The following is a 17,287-nucleotide window of genomic DNA, read 5'->3' on the forward strand; positions in this document are numbered from 1 at the left end:
CTAAAACGAGAATCGGGAAAAATTCACAATGAGATGATGAGAGAAAGTGAGTGGATAGCATGGAGAAAATCAATTGGAAGAAAAAGATGGAAGAGCAGTTAAGGCGTAGTGGATTCACCTTGGAAGTCGAAAATATGTCCAATATCCGCTTAACTGAGATTCATGCGAGTTCTTCTCCCCTAATCTCCTATCCCCTACGCATTCGTCTATATGAACGGATGGGATGGCTCATGTGTACGGTTGACTCGCCAACGCTTGACCGGAATGTAGATCACCCACTTTTCGAGCGGATGGTAACTGCCGTTTTCGAACGGATTGTCCGACATTTATATAACGGGTATGGGTTTCATGTATTGACATTCATCGGTGATACAGGAAATTATATCGCGCCGAAAGATTCAGAAACGGGAGAAGTCGTCCGACTCGTCGCTCACCTTTGGAATGACCGCTCGTATATTCATCTCGACACGTTCGAGGAGTATCCGGCCTTATACGTGACCCCGCCATGGGCCCATCAGGCATACGCAATCGAAAGCACAGATGATGAATGGGTCATCTATTCAGGAAGAAGCGGACGACCATCAACCGATTATCGAGCGAATGGTGTCGAATTGAAACCGCATCGTTTGGCGGACGGGGAACTGTTCTTCCCAGTCGACCGGATTTCAAAAGACAAAGGGACACTTGCCCTTGCCGAGTGGCTACGGCTAGAACGGAGAGAAGTCGAGGACTTTATGATGTCGTTCATGCAGACGATTCAAAAGTTTGACCCGTCATTCGGATTCGCGTGGGGCGGGACAGAAACGTTTTTTCATGGGGTACCAGTGGAGCCTTATGCGCAAGTACTCAGACTCGAGAATCGCAAACGCCGCTATCGCGTCATGAATAATACGGAGAAACGGTTGTTCGCCGTATCGGACGACGCGAACGAATGTCTGAAAGAAGTGAGTCAGACATTAAGAACGATCACGCTACCAGAACGACGTGTGTCAGCACTTGGACAACTTGTCATGGGAATTTGGCAGCAGTTCGAGCCTGATGAAGAAACCTATATTCAAGAAGTTGCTTATCGAGATATCTCTAAATTTCAGATGGAAGAGAAAATTGGTCATGCTCTTGCGAATCAACAACCGATTCGCTGGATCGACAAGAATCATCCACATCAACACGTGATTGAATATGCTCATTTACGGATTACGTTTCCGAATCGACCACCAGGTCTTGTTACTGTCGAACCTGCTGACTCTGGTTATGAGAGAGGTGCCTTATGAGAATCGTTGACGCACGGGCCATGCCTATCGACCACGAAGATGTAATAGCGGTCACGTCATCTTCTGTCTACTATCGAGAAAAAGTAGGTCGCACGACTTTTTCTCTTTTTCGTTTTGATGAAGAGAACGCTGAGGTTACACAGTTAAATCGTCATCCGTATGAAGACTACGGCTATGCAAAACTCTTCGTGGATAAGGACATCGTGTATTTTTTGAATGAGATACCAGATGGGCAAGGTGTGATCAGGACAGAGTTGATTGCGTTTTCTTATGAGGAGGGGACCGAGGAAGTTCTAACAATGTTTGAAAAACGAGGAAATAGTACGTTGTTTTGGGTACTTGATAACCGTTACTTCCTCTTTTTGACGGCGTTTGAATCATCTGAATCTGATGAGGCGTGGTTATACGATCGAGTGACGGGTCAACGTGAACGCATTCGGGATGAACGACTCGTCGGCAAAACAGAACGTTTTCGTGAGTTGTACTTGTTCACTACTAATTTTAATGGTGTGCCATATATTGTGTGTAACGCGAGACTTGATGAATTTGACTATTATGACGCGCTCGATAACGGACGAATCTCTCCAGATGATCCGATTGACCACTCCGAGGCACTTCTCATATGCACGCTAGACGAAGCGGTCGAGGCTATCTGGGACCAACAAGATGAATTGCCTTTTGATGATATTCTTCGCTTACATGGAGAAGGGGATACAGTTCAATATCTTGGGGATAACGATGGTATCCTTCGATTTTCTGCATTTGTCGATGCATTGAACGAGGAAGTCATTTATGACTTGACGGCACCAGATGTGTTACATGAAGTGTCAGTCGTCGATTGGGGCGCCTATGAACCGCTCGACTTCACATATGACGACATCGGTTCAACGATTTTTATAAAAGTTGATGAAAGTGATATGCATACAGAGGTCATTGATATCACCACAGGGGCACGCTATATCGATGTGAACCCTTTTGAACGTGTCATCAGTCAACGCTATCTCGTCCATGAGTATACAGATGGACTCACAAGCGGGGTCATCCTCTTTGATTTGGAATTAGAAGAGCGTTTTGCATACGAAAATGCTTACTTTATAGTCATTGATGATACGATTTTAATTTTGTCAATGTCTAGCATTTAAATATAAACACCACCTATAAATTAGGTGGTGTTTATATTTGGATATATAGTTAACATAACATATTATTGTAAACCTAATACCGCGTGTTTTTTGCGTTCGTCACCGATATGGGCATAAACTTGGGTCGTTGCTACCGATTCATGTCCGAGAAGTTGTTGAATCGTCAACACGTCAATCCCACTCATTGCAAGTCTTGTCGCGAATGTATGTCGAAGTTTATGTGGTGTCACTTGTTTGTGGGTCAAAAAGGGAAGGTACGGCTTTAACCGATCGATGTGGCCTTTCAGCACATGTTGAACCGTCCGCACAGCAATACGTCTCCCTTTATCATTTTGAAATACCGCTCCATCATTCGATACGTGTCTATACTCAGTAAGGAGGGGATGGAGTGGGCTGGCGATCGGGATGACACGTTCTTTATTCCCTTTTCCGATCACACGGATCGTTTCCGTCTCGAAGTTGATATCGGACCAATTGAGTCCGACGAGCTCGGACACGCGCATCCCCGTCAGTCCGAGCAGTTGGATAATCAAAAAGTCGCGCGTGCGATTCGTTTCATAATAACTCGCTTCGCGGTTCGTCATCCCGACGTTGCTTCGTACGAGCGTGGAGAAGTCGAGCCATTCCGACTCTGTCAAATAGACTGGATTCCGTTTGCCTCGTTTCGGACGTTCCACAGCTTGGAATGGGTTCACTGCTGCCTGGTTTGTCTCAATCAAATAATTGAACAGGGATTGTAATGTCGATAGTTTTCTATTAATGACACTCGGTGCGTTCTCGAGGTCGAGGGCTAAATAGGTCGCATACGCTTCTGCCCCAGCATGGTCAATCTCGATGAATGCCGTTAAATCAATTGTTTCAGGGTCTAGTTCAGTCCCGCTTGCATGCTCGACCCACCGAAAGAAGTCCAATACATCATAAACGTAGCGTTGTGCCGTTTGTTTTGAATAGTGTTTGGCTGCTAGATGGTGAAAAAAATATTGAATAAATGTCGGTAGTCGATGCAGACCATTCAACTCGAATCGTTTCGTAGTCGTAGGTGTCGATCGCTGTCCAAGTTGACGAAAAATACTCATTGAAATCTCCTTTCTTCAGTTTAATCTGACTTGATTTTTACCGTTTTGCTTACCTTCTCGAAGATAATCATCCGCCTCTTTCACTATCTCTTCAATCGTATCAAAACCACTGCGAACCGCGAGTCCGAACGTCATCGTGACACGAAGTCGTTCGCCTGCGTAATCGAGATACGTTGTCTCGATATGTCGTCTTAACTGTTCGATTGTCTCGTAAAAGTCGTCGGACGGGTCGGATAGGAAGATCAGGAACTCTTCTCCCCCCCAACGGACCGTAATCCCGTCGACATCGGATAGGGTCGAGGCAACCTGTTGGATGACACGATCTCCACAGTCGTGACCATATGTTTCATTGAAAGATTTGAATCGATCGATATCACCGAGCGCGAGCGCGTATGGTACACCGTCCCGAGTGGTCTGCTCGATTGCTTCGGAGATTCGTTCATGACCGACTTTACGATTCAATAGCCCGGTCAACCCATCGGTCGAGGCGAGGATTTGCAACCGCTCGTTCGACAGTTCGAGTTCATCCGTCACTGCCACGACAGCGGACTCGAAGATGAAGGAGAGCCCTGCAATCATCATAACGGTCGATAGGATACAAAAGAGTCCAAGCGCTTGTTCTACGTGTATCGGTAGGGTCTCGATGCCGTCAGATACATAGATGAATAGAAGGCTATAAATCAGCATCGCAAGGGCCGTGGTTAAAATTCGTTGGCCCCTTGAGACACTCGGCATGAAAAAGACACCGTAGGCCATCATGAGAATAAAGTAATGCATATTGATCTCCCATCCGAGGATGACCGTCGAGATGATGGCGTTATAGATGACCTCGACGAAGAGCCCAGTGAAGAAAATACCATACCACCGTTTATGTACGAAATAAAACGAGATTGTATAATAGACGACGCTCAATCCGTTTGAAATGAAAAGTGAGTTTACTTCTAGTCGCCAAAATAAAATACAAAATAGGAAGTGGACCAACCAAGCGAGCACATTTCCGTAAAAAGCGATGCGCTCATTATACAGTGTTCCACGACTAACTTCATAAGCTGTCCTCATCTTACACCTCCTACTTTTCAGTATATCGAAAGAAGAATCATATTTGTATAAAAGTCATAAAAACACTATATAAATATTGCCTATACTCGGTATCTAACCTTGCGTGAAATAGATATTTCACGCAATGTTCTTGATTTGTACTTTCGTTTGCTTATCGGTCAGTTAATCATTAAATCATTTTTATCGCAAAATAAAAGGTATACAATAATTTGTTATGTAAACCATATTGATTTGTCTTGAGATTGAAATGATGAACCATTATACTTTATGATGAAAATAAGACTTGAAACCGTTAGGAAGGTAACGTTACACTGTAAACGTAAACTAAAGGGGGATTTTGGATGGATGATCAGCGTTTGAAACAACTTTTGTCTGAAGCGAAAACCATCGCGGTCGTCGGCGTGTCCGACAACCCAAACAAGACGGCCAACCAGATTGCGGAGTATTTACTCCGTGTCGGCTATACCGTCATCCCTGTCAACCCGATGCTCGAAAAATGGAACGGCCGCAAGGTGTATCCTTCCGTCGAGAGCATCCCGGGTAGAATTGATATCGTCGACGTGTTCCGTCGCAACGAATTTTTAGCAGGTGTCGCGGAAGATGCGGTACGACATGGAGATGTCGGGCTCGTCTTCAATCAGCTCGGGCTCTCAAGTACTGAGGCAGAGCAGATCGTACGCGATGCTGGACTCGATTATATCGAGAATCGTTGCCTGTACGTGGAGCATGCTCGTCTACTCGGATAAGACCTACCTCCTTGGTAGGTCTCCTTTTTTTCAGCAACAGCTGTCGAGGGAGGCTTGCCAGAATCGATGAACAGCTATACAATAGGAAAGAAAAACGAACGTGTGTTCGAAATTGAGGTGACTGCTATGTCAACAGATCTATTTAATTACAATGAAGACGCCATCCAGGTGCTCGAAGGACTCACGGCTGTACGGAAACGACCGGGGATGTACATCGGGTCAACCGACCATCGCGGGCTTCACCATCTCGTCTATGAGATTGTCGACAACGCGATCGATGAGGCGCTCGCTGGTTTTGGCGGTCAAATCGATGTGACGATCCACAAGGATGATGCGATCACGGTTCGTGACCACGGACGAGGTATGCCGACAGGGATGCACGCTTCAGGAAAGCCGACACCCGAAGTCATCTTCACGGTTCTACATGCCGGCGGTAAGTTCGGTCAAGGTGGTTATAAGACGTCAGGCGGACTCCATGGAGTCGGTGCCTCGGTCGTCAACGCTCTCTCGAGCAAGGTCATCGTGACGATTTATCGAGACGGTAAAGTGTTTGAGCAGACATTCGCTGACGGCGGTGTGCCTCAAACGACTCTGATTGAAACAGGAAAGACACGCCAGACCGGGACGAGCGTCTATTTCAAACCGGATGTAACCATCTTCTCGACAACGACTTACAATTATGACACACTCGCCGAACGTCTACGTGAATCGGCTTTCCTTTTAAAAGGGTTGACGATCACGCTCACAGACGAGCGTGCTGACAACCAAGAAACGTTCCATTACGAGGAGGGGATTGCAGAGTTCATTCAATATTTGAACGACGATAAGGCAACGCTCCATCCAATCGTCTACTTCGAAGGGACGGAAAACGAGATTGAAATCGAACTCGCGTTCCAGTTCACGGACGCCTACTCAGAGAATGTCCTCTCCTTCGTTAACAACGTCCGAACCCGGGATGGTGGGACACATGAAATCGGTGCTAAGACGGCAATGACCCGAATCATGAACGAGTATGCGCGGAAGAACGGCTTGCTCAAAGAGAAGGACAAGAATCTAGACGGCAGTGATGTCCGCGAAGGGCTCACGCTCATCGTATCGGTCCGAATCCCTGAGGAGTTCCTCCAGTTCGAGGGACAAACAAAGTCTAAACTCGGTTCACCAGAAGCCCGTGCGAGCGCGGACAGCGTCATGGCGAAGCAGTTGACGATCTTCTTAGAAGAGAACCCACAGATGGCGACGATGCTCATCAAAAAGGCGATTCGTGCGGCCCAGGCACGCGAGGCGGCTCGAAAAGCCCGTGAAGAGGCCCGTAACGGCAAGAAAAAGAAACGTTCGAGCATTTTGAACGGAAAATTGACACCGGCGACCTCGAAAAATGCAGCAAAGAATGAGCTCTTCCTCGTCGAGGGGGATTCGGCTGGTGGTTCAGCTAAACAAGGGCGCGATCGTACGTTCCAAGCCATCCTCCCGCTACGCGGGAAGGTCATCAATTCGGAGAAGTCGAAACTCCAGGACATCATGAAGAATGAAGAAATCAATACAATCATTCATGCGATCGGCGCCGGAGTCGGACACGATTTCGAGTTGGACGACTGTAATTTTGATAAGGTCATCATTATGACGGATGCCGATACGGACGGTGCACACATCCAAGTGCTCCTCCTTACATTCTTCTTCCGTTATATGCGACCGCTCGTCGAGGCGGGTCGCGTGTTCGTCGCCTTACCACCGCTCTATCGTATCTCAAAAGGGAAAGGCAAGTCCGAACAGTTCGATTATGCCTGGGACGAAGAAGCGCTCGAGAAGCTCGTCAAGGTGTATAAGAAAGGCTACATCCTCCAACGCTATAAAGGTCTCGGTGAGATGAACGCGGACCAGCTTTGGGAGACGACGATGAATCCGGACACGCGTACGCTTATCCGGGTCACAGTCGACGATGCTGCCGTCGCGGACAAGCGTGTCTCGGTCTTGATGGGTGACAACGTCACGCACCGGCGTGAGTGGATCGAAGAGAACGTCGCCTTCGGACTCCAGGAAGATGATTCGATCATCGCCAATGAACATGTGACTAAAGCGATTGAGGAAGTGATGTAACGATGTCGACGATTCAACACATTTTAAACCTATCTCTCGAACAGGTCGTTGGTGACCGGTTCGGGCGTTATTCGAAATATATCATTCAAGACCGTGCCTTGCCGGACGCGCGAGACGGGCTCAAGCCTGTACAGCGCCGGATTCTATATGCGATGCACCATGAAGGGAATACGAACGACAAACCGTACCGGAAGTCTGCGAAGACGGTCGGGAACGTCATCGGGAACTATCACCCGCATGGTGACTCGTCCGTCTATGAGGCGATGGTACGTCTCTCTCAGGACTGGAAACTCCGTTATCCACTCATCGACATGCATGGGAACAACGGGTCGATGGATGGTGATCCGGCAGCGGCCATGCGTTACACGGAAGCGCGTCTCTCTAAGATTGCGGGGGTCATGCTGACGTCGATCGCGAAGAATACGGTCGACTATACGCCGAACTTTGACGACTCGACGGAAGAGCCGCTCGTCTTGCCGTCACTCCTCCCGAACTTGCTCATGAACGGGACGACAGGAATTTCAGCCGGTTATGCGACGGAAATCCCGCCACATAACTTGACGGAAGTCCTCAACCTCGCCATCGCGCGCTTGAAAGGACAGGTCGATACGGCGAAAGACGCGCTCGAGTACGTCACAGGTCCTGACTTCCCGACCGGAGGGACGGTCATGGGGAAAGACGGCATCCTAAAGGCGTTCGAGACCGGTAAAGGGAAGGTCATCATCCGGGCAAAGTCCGAGATTGAGAAATTAAAAGGTGGCCGTGAACAGATTACGATCACAGAACTCCCGTATGAAGTGAACAAGGCGAACCTCGTCAAAAAGATGGAAGAGCTCCGCCTCGATAAAAAGGTCGAAGGCGTCGCGGAAGTCCGTGACGAGACGGATCGGACAGGCCTTCGGGTCGTCATCGAATTGAAGAAAGAAGCGGACGCGGAAGGTGTCCTTCACTTCTTCTTGAAGCATACGGACCTGCAGCTCGCTTATAACTACAACATGGTCTCCATCGTGCACCGGACCCCGAAACAGATGGGCATCATCCCAATCATCGACGCCTATTTGAAGCACGTCGAAGAAGTCGTGACACGCCGGACGACGTTCGAGCTTGAACAGGCGAAGAAACGCGCCGAAATCGTCGACGCCTTGGAACAAGCCATCTCCGTCCTCGATGAGACGCTTGAATTGATCCGTTCCGCCAAAGACAAAGCGGACGCGAAGAAGAAACTGATGGAGCGGTTCTCATTCACGGAACGCCAGGCCGAAGCCGTCGTCATGCTCCAATTGTATCGACTCACGAACACGGACATCGTCGAGTTGCAAAAAGAAGCGAAGGTGCTCCAAAAAGAGATTGCTCGCCTTTCGAACATCCTTGAGGTGGACGCGACGAAACGGAAACTGATCGTGAAAGAACTTACGGCGTTACGTGATGAGTTCGGGGATGCCCGTCGTTCAATCATCGAGTCAGAAGTCGAGGAATTGAAACTGAAGACGGAAGTCATGATCGCTGTCGAAGAGACGATGGTCTTCGTCAGCCGCGACGGGTATGTCAAGCGTGCCTCGATGCGCTCGTACGGGGCGTCGAGTGACGTCTTGCCAGAGATGAAAGAGAAGGATCGTCTTCTTCTGACGACACAGGCGATGACAACGGACCATTTGCTCGTATGGACGAACAAAGGAAGCTACCTCCTCATTCCGATCCACCAGATCCCAGAATCAAAGTGGAAGGATGCTGGGCAACATGTCGCCAACCTCGTTCCAATCGAAGGGGAGCAGGTCATCTCGGCAGACGTCGTCTCGACGTTCGAAACAGATGCCCATTGCCTCTTCGTGACGAAAGACGGGATGGTCAAGCGTACGCCGTTACGTGACTATGACGCGCAGCGGAAATCGAAACCGCTCATGGCCTTGAAACTGAAAAGTGACGATGAGGTCGTCTTTGCCGGAATTAGCGACGGTCCTGGACAGTTGTTCCTCGTCTCAGAGCGTGGATATGGACTCTGGTTCAAAGAAGAAGATGTTCCGGTCGTCGGACAGCGGGCGGCGGGCGTAAAAGCCATGAATTTGAAAGACGGTGACGTCGTCTCCGATGCCTTCTCATTCTTCACACCACCTCTTTTCGTCCTCGTTACACAACGGGGAGCGGTCAAGAAGATGAAACTCGAAGACCAGTTCGACTGTACGAACCGCAACCTTCGCGGAACGATGCTCATTCGTGAGGTCAAATCGAAACCGCATCAAATCCGTCGTGCGCTCCCGGTACATGGGGATGAGACGCTTCATATCGTCGGTAAAGAAAAAGTGAAAGAAGTGAGCACCAAAACCCTTACGCTACTCGATCGCTATGCCAATGGGTCATTCGTCTTTGACGAAGATTCGTTCGGCGAGATTGAAGATGTGTATCTCGATTAATCAAATTAGGTCTGTGGGTCGGCGACTATGCCACTCACAGACTTTTTTTGTGAATTCATTGCGCCTGACTGTTTCAAGGGAATGTAAAAACCAAAAAGGAAGAATGCCTCGATTTGCCGAAAGAACATATAAGACAAAAGATAGGGGGATCTATATGTCTCAATGGCTGACGTGGGCAAAACGGATTCAGGCGCTGTCTCAGGCCGGTCTTACGTTCACACATGATCAATTTGACCGAGAACGGTATGAAGAGTTGCAGGAAATCGCAAGAGAAATGTTCGAACGTCATTCCGACTTATCGAATGATGCCATCTTACAACTGACGCATGTGAACGGTTATCCGACACCGAAGCTTGATGTACGTGGTGTGGTCTTTAAAGATGATCGACTATTGCTCGTCAAGGAGCGGTCAGACGGATTATGGACCTTACCAGGTGGATTCTGTGAAGTAAATCGTTCTCCTGCGACGAATATCATTAAAGAAGTGGAAGAAGAGGCTGGTTTGGATGTGATTCCTGTGCGTCTACTCGCGTTGTTCGATATGCACGAACATCCCCATCCGCCACTTTCCGAGCATTACTATAAACTCTTTATCGAGTGTGCGCTGATCGGTGACGGAGAGGGGGTTGCTGGCATTGAGACGAGCGACGTCGGTTTCTTTGAGCGTGACCATTTACCGGAACTCTCTCTTGCCCGAAATACGATTGAACAGATTCATATGTGCTTCGATGCGCATTGGCAAGAAGAAGACTGGACCACTCTATTTGATTAGGAGGTTTTTTCGATGAAAGTAAGACGATACGGACATATCCATCAACTAACTTTTTACGCTCCCGTTCTGCCGATCAACGTTCAACTGTTTGAACATGACCTCGGTCTCGTCTTGATTGATACGGCGCTGAAGCGGAACGCGACCGATATCCTGTCATATATCGCTGAGCTCGACAAGCCGCTCCTGGCGATATTGTTGACGCATGCCCACGAAGACCATGTCGGCGGGGTAGACATCATCAAAGCGGAACATCCGCTCGCCGAGCTCTTCATCTCCCGCCGTGATGCCCGTCTTTTGTCAGGAGACCGATCGCTTGATGAGGGAGAACAGAGGAAAATTCGGGGGTCGTTACCGACGCTCCGTTCCACACCGGACACGTTACTCGAACCTGGTGAACGGCTATTCGGTCTACGTGTCCTTGATGCAGCGGGTCATACGCCAGGGTCTGTCGCCTATTATGACGAGACAAATCGGGTGCTATTCGCAGGAGATGCGTTTCAATCGCAAGGAGGGACGGCGGTGGCGGGGGATGTTCGTCCATTGTTCCCACTTCCCGGACTTGCGACGTGGAACCGGACCGTTGCTGTCGAGAGCGCAGAACGGTTAGTGGATTTGGCACCACTCCTCACATTCATCGGACACGGTGCACCATTAAAAGGAACGCACCGCCTCTATTTGGCGCTGAAGCGGGCAGAACGGAAGCGGGCAAGAAAATTTATCTGATGACGGGAGGGGTAAGGCATGCAGCTACAAGAAATCCCAATCAAACAATTTGATCAAGCCAAGCAGATGCTTGAGATACAACGAAATGCCTATGCTGTGGAAGCGGAATTGCTAGGGTTTGATGAGATACCGGCTCGATATGAGACAATCGACGTGATACAAAACTTACCAGGTACGAGCTACGGATTGTACATCGAGGAGCGGTTGATTGGATTCGTGACTTACGAGGCATCAGAAAAAACCGTAGAAATCACAAAACTGTGCATTGATCCGACATATTTTCGATCGAGGCTGGCCACGACGTTACTTGATCATGTACTAAGCGTTCATGAAGGTCGACTTGTTTATGTGCATACCGGTAAACATAATGGACCGGCAAAACGTCTTTACACGAAGCTCGGATTCGAACCGAGTGCTGAATTTGAACCAGAACCGGGTGTCACATTGATCCGATTTACGCATACGTCTTAACAATCAATCTCATCTCACTATCATAAGTATACTAATATAATGAGATGAGTTCTTATTTTTACTGATAATATATGTTATGTAAACTAATAAAAAGAGAGCAAAAAAATTGCTCTACATTACAGTTCCCTATCCTTAAAAAATCTTATACCAGTTCAAAGTCAATTCGATTTGTGGATTCGCGTATTGTTTAATCGAGTCGACTCCTCCAAGTTGAAATCCCTCTCTTTCATAGAAACGACAAGCGATGAGATTATCGTTCTGCGCTTCGAGTGATAAGCCGATCAGCCGTTTCTCTTTTGCCCACTGTTCGGCTGTTTCAAGTAACATTTGTCCGATCCCACGCTTACGATGTGTTTGACGGACCGCGATATTTTCAATGTATGCAAATCGATTCCAATCCTTCACGAGTCGGATTTGTCCGACACATTCATCTGCATCCATCGCCAAAAACAGGATGCGATTGTCATGTCCGATATATTGTTTCCAGTCTAATCGATCGTCCGGAAATGTTATCTCCGTGACTTCCTTATCTAATTCTTCGACATATGTCCATTTTCCATTCATATATCTTGGCATGATTCGACCGATGATTGGAAATGGATCATTTGCGTCATTTACTCGATTGATGTCTTCCTCAATTAACTCTTTTATTTGTATAGGATTCATTCCCTGCACCTCTTTCCCCATTTACACCTCTTCGTTTGTTCAGTTCCTTTTCTTCTGATTTTATGGCATTTTATCATCTGTTTCATAAATAACTCTTTTCTGTATTAATCAAATGAATTTTGCATTCAGAAGAATGATAGCGCTTTATGAATAAACGTTTCAAATATTATATGAAACTGTATAAACTGGGCTTCACAGTTGCTAGACCGCTGAAGTCATGCTATTTTTAGACAGATGAAACATCTAAGGAGGAATTCTTGTGAAACGAACGACAAAAGGTTTGGCCTCAACATTATTTTTAGCAATCCCGCTTGCCGCTTGTGGTGATGATAGCACGAATCAAGCAGACATGACACCGTGGGAAGAGATTCAGGAAGAAGGGACATTGACAGTCGGGACTGCCGGCACCCTCTACCCCGCTTCTTTCCGTGAAGAAGAGAGCGACACGTTGACAGGTTTTGACGTCGAACTCATGAAAGAAGTCGCTAAACGTCTCGACCTCGAGATCGAGTTCAAAGAAATGGCGTTTGACAATATGTTGACGGGCGTTCAAAACGGACAAATTGACGTCGCAGCAAACGATATCTCCGTCACCGAAGACCGTAAAGAAAAATTTGCTTTCTCGAAACCGTATAAGTATACGTACGGGACTGCCATCGTTCGTAAGAGCGACCTATCTGGAATTGAATCACTCGAAGACTTGAAAGGCAAAAGAGCTGCTGGCGAAGCGACGACTGTCTTCATGGACGTAGCACGTGAATATGGAGCAGAAGAAGTGATTTATGACAACGCGACGAACGACCAGTATTTGCGTGACGTCTCGACAGGACGTACCGATGTCATCTTGAACGATTACTATCTTCAGACGCTTGCTCTTGCTTTCTTCCCTGAGTTTGATATTACAATTCACCCGGATATCGCCTACAACCCACAAGAAGTCGCATTCTTGATGGATAATGAAAAAGACGAGCTCCAAGAGAACATCGACCGTGTCATGGATGAGATGCTTGAAGACGGTACGGTCAAAGAGCTATCTGAGCAATTCTATAACGGTGCGGATGTCTCGGTTGAGCCCGACGTAGACGCAACAATCGTCGAAACGAAGTAAGGTCGACATGTCGTTCTCAGATATCAAGTGGGACGCTATCTTTGACGTAGACCTAGCCATAGAATCGTTCCCTTATTTATTGGGTGGGCTCCCGAATACGATTTGGATCTCATTCGTCAGTATGTTTTTCGGTCTCGTGCTCGGTCTCGTTTTGGCATTAGGAAAGTTGTCTCCGACGCGTCTCCTTCGCTATCCATCAACATTTTATATCTCGTTCATGCGTGGCGTGCCCATCTTGATTATCTTGTTCATCCTTTATTCGGGTTTCCCGTTCATCGGGATTGAATTCGCCGCTTTGACGGCAGCGATTCTCGGGTTCAGTTTGAACTCTGCCGCCTATATCGCTGAGATCATCCGCTCTTCGATTCGCGCGGTCGATTCAGGACAAGTTGAGGCGGCACGTTCGCTCGGGATGGGAAGATGGTTGACATTGAAAGGTGTCGTCTTGCCGCAGGCGACACGGATCGCCCTCCCCCCGCTTTCGAACGTCTTTCTCGATTTAATCAAAGCGAGTTCACTCGCCGCAATGATCACAGTACCTGAGATTTTTAACAAGGCCAAGATTGTCGGTGGACGAGAGTTCGACTACATGACGGTCTATATCGTCGTGGCATTGATTTACTGGGCGATCTGTACGTTCATGTCATTTTTTCAGGAATGGCTCGAACGTCATTTTGAACGATACTTAGATTCTCCGAAACGTTGACTGACTGGCTCTGCCGGTCGGTCTTTTTTAGTGAAATGGATTTTTGATACATCTCATGAAGTGATTATGCTATGATTTTCTTAATTATCAGAAAAATAATAGGGGGATTTTGAATGAACCATCCATGGGTTTCACATTTGAATAATCAAATCATAGGTCAAGCGAAAGCCATCAAGCTCGCTTCGATTGCGTTACTATCGGGAGGCCACGTCTTACTTGAAGATCGTCCCGGTACGGGGAAGACGACACTCGCCCGTAGCTTGGCAAGCTCCATCTCGGCTACGTTTCAACGTGTACAGTGTACTCCGGACACATTACCAAGCGATATTTTAGGGATGGAATTGTTCAATCCGACGACAGGAACGTTTGAACGTCGGACGGGACCGATCTTCACTTCGATTTTACTCGTCGATGAGATCAACCGGACGACACCACGTACACAATCTGCGTTGCTCGAGGCCATGCAGGAACGTCAAGTGACACTCGGGGAAGTGTCACTCAAGTTACCTGATCCTTTCTTCATGATCGCCACACAAAACCCGTTTGACGGTCAAGGAACGTTCCCGCTTCCGCAAGCTCAATTGGACCGTTTCTTATTCAAGTTGACACTCGCCCCGCTTTCGAGAGATTCCGAGCGGCGCTTGATTCGCAATGAGCACCTCGCTACCGAATCCTTCTCACTGCAACCAGACGAACTGTTGAACATGCAGCAAGAAGTACGAGATGTCCGATTCCACGAGGCGATGGAAGATTACTTGCTTGATTTGATGGAGTCACTTCGTCACCATCGCGACGTCGAGGTCGGACCAAGTCCACGAGCGACGCTTGCGTACACAATGGCAGCCCGTGCGCATGCCTATATGGAAGGTCGAGACTATGTCTCTCCGGAAGATATTCGGGCACTCGCGCTTCCGATTTTAGGGCACCGGATCGTCTTGACGGTCGAAGCGTCGCTAAAGACGAATCCGTCAAAGTTGATCAAATCTGTACTCGAGACCATCCCGGTCCCTTCAGAGGTGTAACATGCAGTTAGTCAGCCCACGCTATCTCGAGTCCGGCTATATGTGGCTCTTGTTCGTCGTCGGGGTCTTCACGGCACTTTATGGCAACGTCTTGATTGCGAGTCTATTGATCGGCTTCAGTCTATATGCACTGATCATGCCTTCCTTCATGTTTCGTTTGGCCGAACAGATTCATGTCGACCTCACAGAAGAACTGAAATTATTTCCGAACGACGAGGCCGTCTATGTATTGAAACTCGTATCGACGGCAAAAGTACCGCTTGGCGTCGTCCGCCTATCCGGCTATTTACATCCGACCGTGGAATCGGAAGGACATGCGTTCTGGCGGCAGGAAAATTTTGTTGAGACAAATGCGACCGTCGACTTCACGATTCCGCTCCATGCGAAGAAGCGGGGCCCGGTTCGTCTCGAAGCGATCGGTTTGGAAATCCGGGACCCGTTGCGCATGTTTTCTCTCTACAAAGAGGACTCACTCCCACGCATCGGCTATGTCTTCCCTGAGTTTTCGCCTTATCCGATTCCAAAACGCCCGCCTACTCTCCCTGGTGAGGAGATGGTTCGTCATAGTGCCTATCGCGACCCGGAAACGTTCCAGTCGGTCACCCCATATCACGGACAACCGATGCGACAGCTGTATTGGTCCGCCTATGCAAAGACGGGCGAACTGCTCGCCCGTACTGAACAACCGGTACAAACGAATGAATATGTCATCGTCCTCGACTTGTTGACGAAGGATGGGCGGGCCCTCACCTATCAGATGGAACGCCTCATTTCACAAGCGGCCGCATTATGTCGTGATTTTGAGAAAGAAAACGCGAGTTACGGGCTGATTGTCCCGACCCTCACGAAAGATGGGGTCACGTATGACCTACAACCAGGAAGTGGCGAGGTGCATTTCCGGAAGATCATGACGACGTTCGCCTGTCTGTCTGAGAGTGACTTTCCACTTGCTCGCTCCTTGTTTGAGCGAAAAGTAGCTAAGTATAGCGGGAATCAATCGATTTTACGGTTAGGGGGTGACGGTCAATGAGATGGCTATGGTGGGTCTTTTCAGCATTTTATATTGGACATGTGTTTCCACTACTCTTTTTATTGACGCTTCGTCTCCCTCGGAACATACAACTCATCGTCCAGACAGTCATGAGTATCGGTGCCCTTTACTTCTCGTATGAGATGAGTATCCTGCTATTGGTCTTCACATACGTCCATGCATTCATTCGGACGTTAGATTGGACCGACCGCTATGCGATGGCAAGTGTACTATTCTTGGTGGCGGACTGGTTATTCCCTCCGGCATCGCAACCGCTTGCAATGGTGCTCTTTCCATTCATCTTTTTGATTTGGCAACGGAACTTGTATTATCGGCGTGACTATAAACGAATGGTGACGATGCTTGTCCTCGGTTTAGGCATCGGTTTAGCTGTTTCCCTCGTCATTCGTACAATCAAAGAGCTGTTGTTCGGAAATGTCGTCGCCTGGATCAGTCCGTTCTTTCTGTGGATTGGGGGGTGGTTTGACGGAATCGTACTCGATCCGAATGACCGCGTGAACCGGTTCCTCGTCCCAGATAACCCGAACCTAGATGCGGAGACGGTGGCGCAGGAGACATTGCTCGATTCGGCATCGGGTAACTCGTTGTTCTATATCGGGGTCTTCGTTGTCATCTTATTGATCGGGGTAGGATTGTTCTTCTATTTACAGAAACGAAAAGACATCCAGGAAGATGGAATGATCCCGAGGAGTATTTACCATCCGACGCTTTCGGATAAGCGGATCGTCCGCTCCCCTCGTCAGATTCACCTTCTTGAAACGGGACGAAAGTTGGAACAGCAGCATCCGCGTCTTCGTGAAGAGACAGTATCCGACTGGTTACAACGAATTGAGTTCACGAACCATACACTCTACGCTGAATGGCTAGAAGCTGCTGAGTATGGTGACAAAGAAGCCCCACAAGACATCAATGATTCATTCGAACATCTTGTCGCACAATTGAAAAGGCGTTAAAAAAACATCCGGACATGAG

General features: G+C 48.2%; 16 protein-coding genes. 13 read left to right on the top strand and 3 right to left on the bottom strand.

What is annotated here, in order from left to right; translation table 11 throughout:
- Positions 1-59: 59 nt before the first annotated feature.
- Positions 60-1,271: a hypothetical protein gene (locus KNO96_RS01980; protein ID WP_026825956.1), complete on the top strand. Its 1,212-nt coding sequence runs from the start codon at positions 60-62 to the stop codon at positions 1,269-1,271.
- Positions 1,268-2,413, top strand: coding sequence for a hypothetical protein (locus KNO96_RS01985; protein WP_214702004.1), 1,146 nt, complete (start codon positions 1,268-1,270; stop codon positions 2,411-2,413). The genes KNO96_RS01980 and KNO96_RS01985 overlap by 4 nt, the downstream gene beginning before the upstream one ends.
- A gap of 62 nt (positions 2,414-2,475) precedes the next feature.
- Here KNO96_RS01985 and KNO96_RS01990 read toward each other — a convergent pair whose 3' ends face one another.
- Both KNO96_RS01990 and KNO96_RS01995 read right to left on the bottom strand, forming a co-directional pair.
- A complete protein-coding gene (locus tag KNO96_RS01990) occupies positions 2,476-3,489 on the bottom strand; it encodes a tyrosine-type recombinase/integrase (protein ID WP_214702005.1) in 1,014 nt (337 codons plus the stop codon).
- A 15-nt stretch (positions 3,490-3,504) separates the two neighbouring features.
- On the bottom strand, positions 3,505-4,548 hold the full coding sequence (locus KNO96_RS01995; protein WP_214702006.1) for a GGDEF domain-containing protein: 1,044 nt from the start codon (positions 4,546-4,548) through the stop codon (positions 3,505-3,507).
- 341 nt (positions 4,549-4,889) lie between these two features.
- On the opposite strand from KNO96_RS01995, the gene KNO96_RS02000 reads away from it, so the two are divergent.
- The 6 genes from KNO96_RS02000 to KNO96_RS02025 all read left to right on the top strand — a co-directional run bounded on the left by KNO96_RS02000 (position 4,890) and on the right by KNO96_RS02025 (position 11,762).
- A complete protein-coding gene (locus KNO96_RS02000) occupies positions 4,890-5,294 on the top strand; it encodes a CoA-binding protein (RefSeq protein WP_214698617.1) in 405 nt (134 codons plus the stop codon).
- Positions 5,295-5,420: 126 nt separating this feature from the next.
- Positions 5,421-7,388, top strand: coding sequence for a DNA topoisomerase IV subunit B (gene parE, locus KNO96_RS02005; RefSeq protein ID WP_214702848.1), 1,968 nt, complete (start codon positions 5,421-5,423; stop codon positions 7,386-7,388).
- 2 nt (positions 7,389-7,390) lie between these two features.
- Positions 7,391-9,796, top strand: a complete 2,406-nt coding sequence (gene parC / locus KNO96_RS02010) for a DNA topoisomerase IV subunit A (RefSeq protein WP_214702007.1) — start codon at positions 7,391-7,393, stop codon at positions 9,794-9,796.
- Positions 9,797-9,950: 154 nt separating this feature from the next.
- Positions 9,951-10,568 (top strand): NUDIX hydrolase, encoded by a 618-nt coding sequence (locus tag KNO96_RS02015; protein ID WP_026825962.1) that lies wholly within the window; start codon positions 9,951-9,953, stop codon positions 10,566-10,568.
- Between the two features lie 12 nt (positions 10,569-10,580).
- Positions 10,581-11,291, top strand: a complete 711-nt coding sequence (locus KNO96_RS02020; protein ID WP_214702008.1) for an MBL fold metallo-hydrolase — start codon at positions 10,581-10,583, stop codon at positions 11,289-11,291.
- Between the two features lie 18 nt (positions 11,292-11,309).
- Entirely contained in the window at positions 11,310-11,762 is a 453-nt protein-coding gene (locus KNO96_RS02025) for a GNAT family N-acetyltransferase (protein WP_214702009.1), read from the top strand.
- A gap of 132 nt (positions 11,763-11,894) precedes the next feature.
- Here KNO96_RS02025 and KNO96_RS02030 read toward each other — a convergent pair whose 3' ends face one another.
- Positions 11,895-12,428 (bottom strand): GNAT family N-acetyltransferase, encoded by a 534-nt coding sequence (locus KNO96_RS02030; RefSeq protein ID WP_214702010.1) that lies wholly within the window; start codon positions 12,426-12,428, stop codon positions 11,895-11,897.
- A 259-nt stretch (positions 12,429-12,687) separates the two neighbouring features.
- Between KNO96_RS02030 and KNO96_RS02035 the strand changes: the two genes are divergently transcribed.
- From KNO96_RS02035 to KNO96_RS02055, 5 genes are all read left to right on the top strand, one after another.
- Entirely contained in the window at positions 12,688-13,536 is an 849-nt protein-coding gene (locus KNO96_RS02035) for a transporter substrate-binding domain-containing protein (RefSeq protein ID WP_214702012.1), read from the top strand.
- 7 nt (positions 13,537-13,543) lie between these two features.
- Positions 13,544-14,242: an amino acid ABC transporter permease gene (locus KNO96_RS02040; protein ID WP_026825966.1), complete on the top strand. Its 699-nt coding sequence runs from the start codon at positions 13,544-13,546 to the stop codon at positions 14,240-14,242.
- Between the two features lie 113 nt (positions 14,243-14,355).
- Complete coding sequence (locus tag KNO96_RS02045; RefSeq protein WP_026825967.1) at positions 14,356-15,264, top strand: AAA family ATPase; 909 nt, start codon at positions 14,356-14,358, stop codon at positions 15,262-15,264.
- A gap of 1 nt (position 15,265) precedes the next feature.
- A complete protein-coding gene (locus tag KNO96_RS02050; RefSeq protein WP_214702014.1) occupies positions 15,266-16,294 on the top strand; it encodes a DUF58 domain-containing protein in 1,029 nt (342 codons plus the stop codon).
- Entirely contained in the window at positions 16,291-17,268 is a 978-nt protein-coding gene (locus tag KNO96_RS02055; protein WP_214702016.1) for a hypothetical protein, read from the top strand. Before KNO96_RS02050 ends, KNO96_RS02055 begins: the two co-directional genes overlap by 4 nt.
- The last annotated feature ends 19 nt before the right edge of the window (positions 17,269-17,287 follow it).

Source organism: Exiguobacterium sp. s89 (assembly GCF_018617735.1).
Taxonomy (GTDB): Bacteria; Bacillota; Bacilli; order Exiguobacteriales; family Exiguobacteriaceae; genus Exiguobacterium; species Exiguobacterium marinum.

Coding starts and splice junctions, on each gene's coding strand:
- KNO96_RS01980 (WP_026825956.1), top strand. CDS start 60: ATGGAGAAAATCAATTGGAAGAAAAAGATGGAAGAGCAGTTAAGGCGT.
- KNO96_RS01985 (WP_214702004.1), top strand. CDS start 1,268: ATGAGAATCGTTGACGCACGGGCCATGCCTATCGACCACGAAGATGTA.
- KNO96_RS01990 (WP_214702005.1), bottom strand. CDS start 3,489: ATGAGTATTTTTCGTCAACTTGGACAGCGATCGACACCTACGACTACG.
- KNO96_RS01995 (WP_214702006.1), bottom strand. CDS start 4,548: ATGAGGACAGCTTATGAAGTTAGTCGTGGAACACTGTATAATGAGCGC.
- KNO96_RS02000 (WP_214698617.1), top strand. CDS start 4,890: ATGGATGATCAGCGTTTGAAACAACTTTTGTCTGAAGCGAAAACCATC.
- parE (WP_214702848.1), top strand. CDS start 5,421: ATGTCAACAGATCTATTTAATTACAATGAAGACGCCATCCAGGTGCTC.
- parC (WP_214702007.1), top strand. CDS start 7,391: ATGTCGACGATTCAACACATTTTAAACCTATCTCTCGAACAGGTCGTT.
- KNO96_RS02015 (WP_026825962.1), top strand. CDS start 9,951: ATGTCTCAATGGCTGACGTGGGCAAAACGGATTCAGGCGCTGTCTCAG.
- KNO96_RS02020 (WP_214702008.1), top strand. CDS start 10,581: ATGAAAGTAAGACGATACGGACATATCCATCAACTAACTTTTTACGCT.
- KNO96_RS02025 (WP_214702009.1), top strand. CDS start 11,310: ATGCAGCTACAAGAAATCCCAATCAAACAATTTGATCAAGCCAAGCAG.
- KNO96_RS02030 (WP_214702010.1), bottom strand. CDS start 12,428: ATGAATCCTATACAAATAAAAGAGTTAATTGAGGAAGACATCAATCGA.
- KNO96_RS02040 (WP_026825966.1), top strand. CDS start 13,544: ATGTCGTTCTCAGATATCAAGTGGGACGCTATCTTTGACGTAGACCTA.
- KNO96_RS02045 (WP_026825967.1), top strand. CDS start 14,356: ATGAACCATCCATGGGTTTCACATTTGAATAATCAAATCATAGGTCAA.
- KNO96_RS02050 (WP_214702014.1), top strand. CDS start 15,266: ATGCAGTTAGTCAGCCCACGCTATCTCGAGTCCGGCTATATGTGGCTC.
- KNO96_RS02055 (WP_214702016.1), top strand. CDS start 16,291: ATGAGATGGCTATGGTGGGTCTTTTCAGCATTTTATATTGGACATGTG.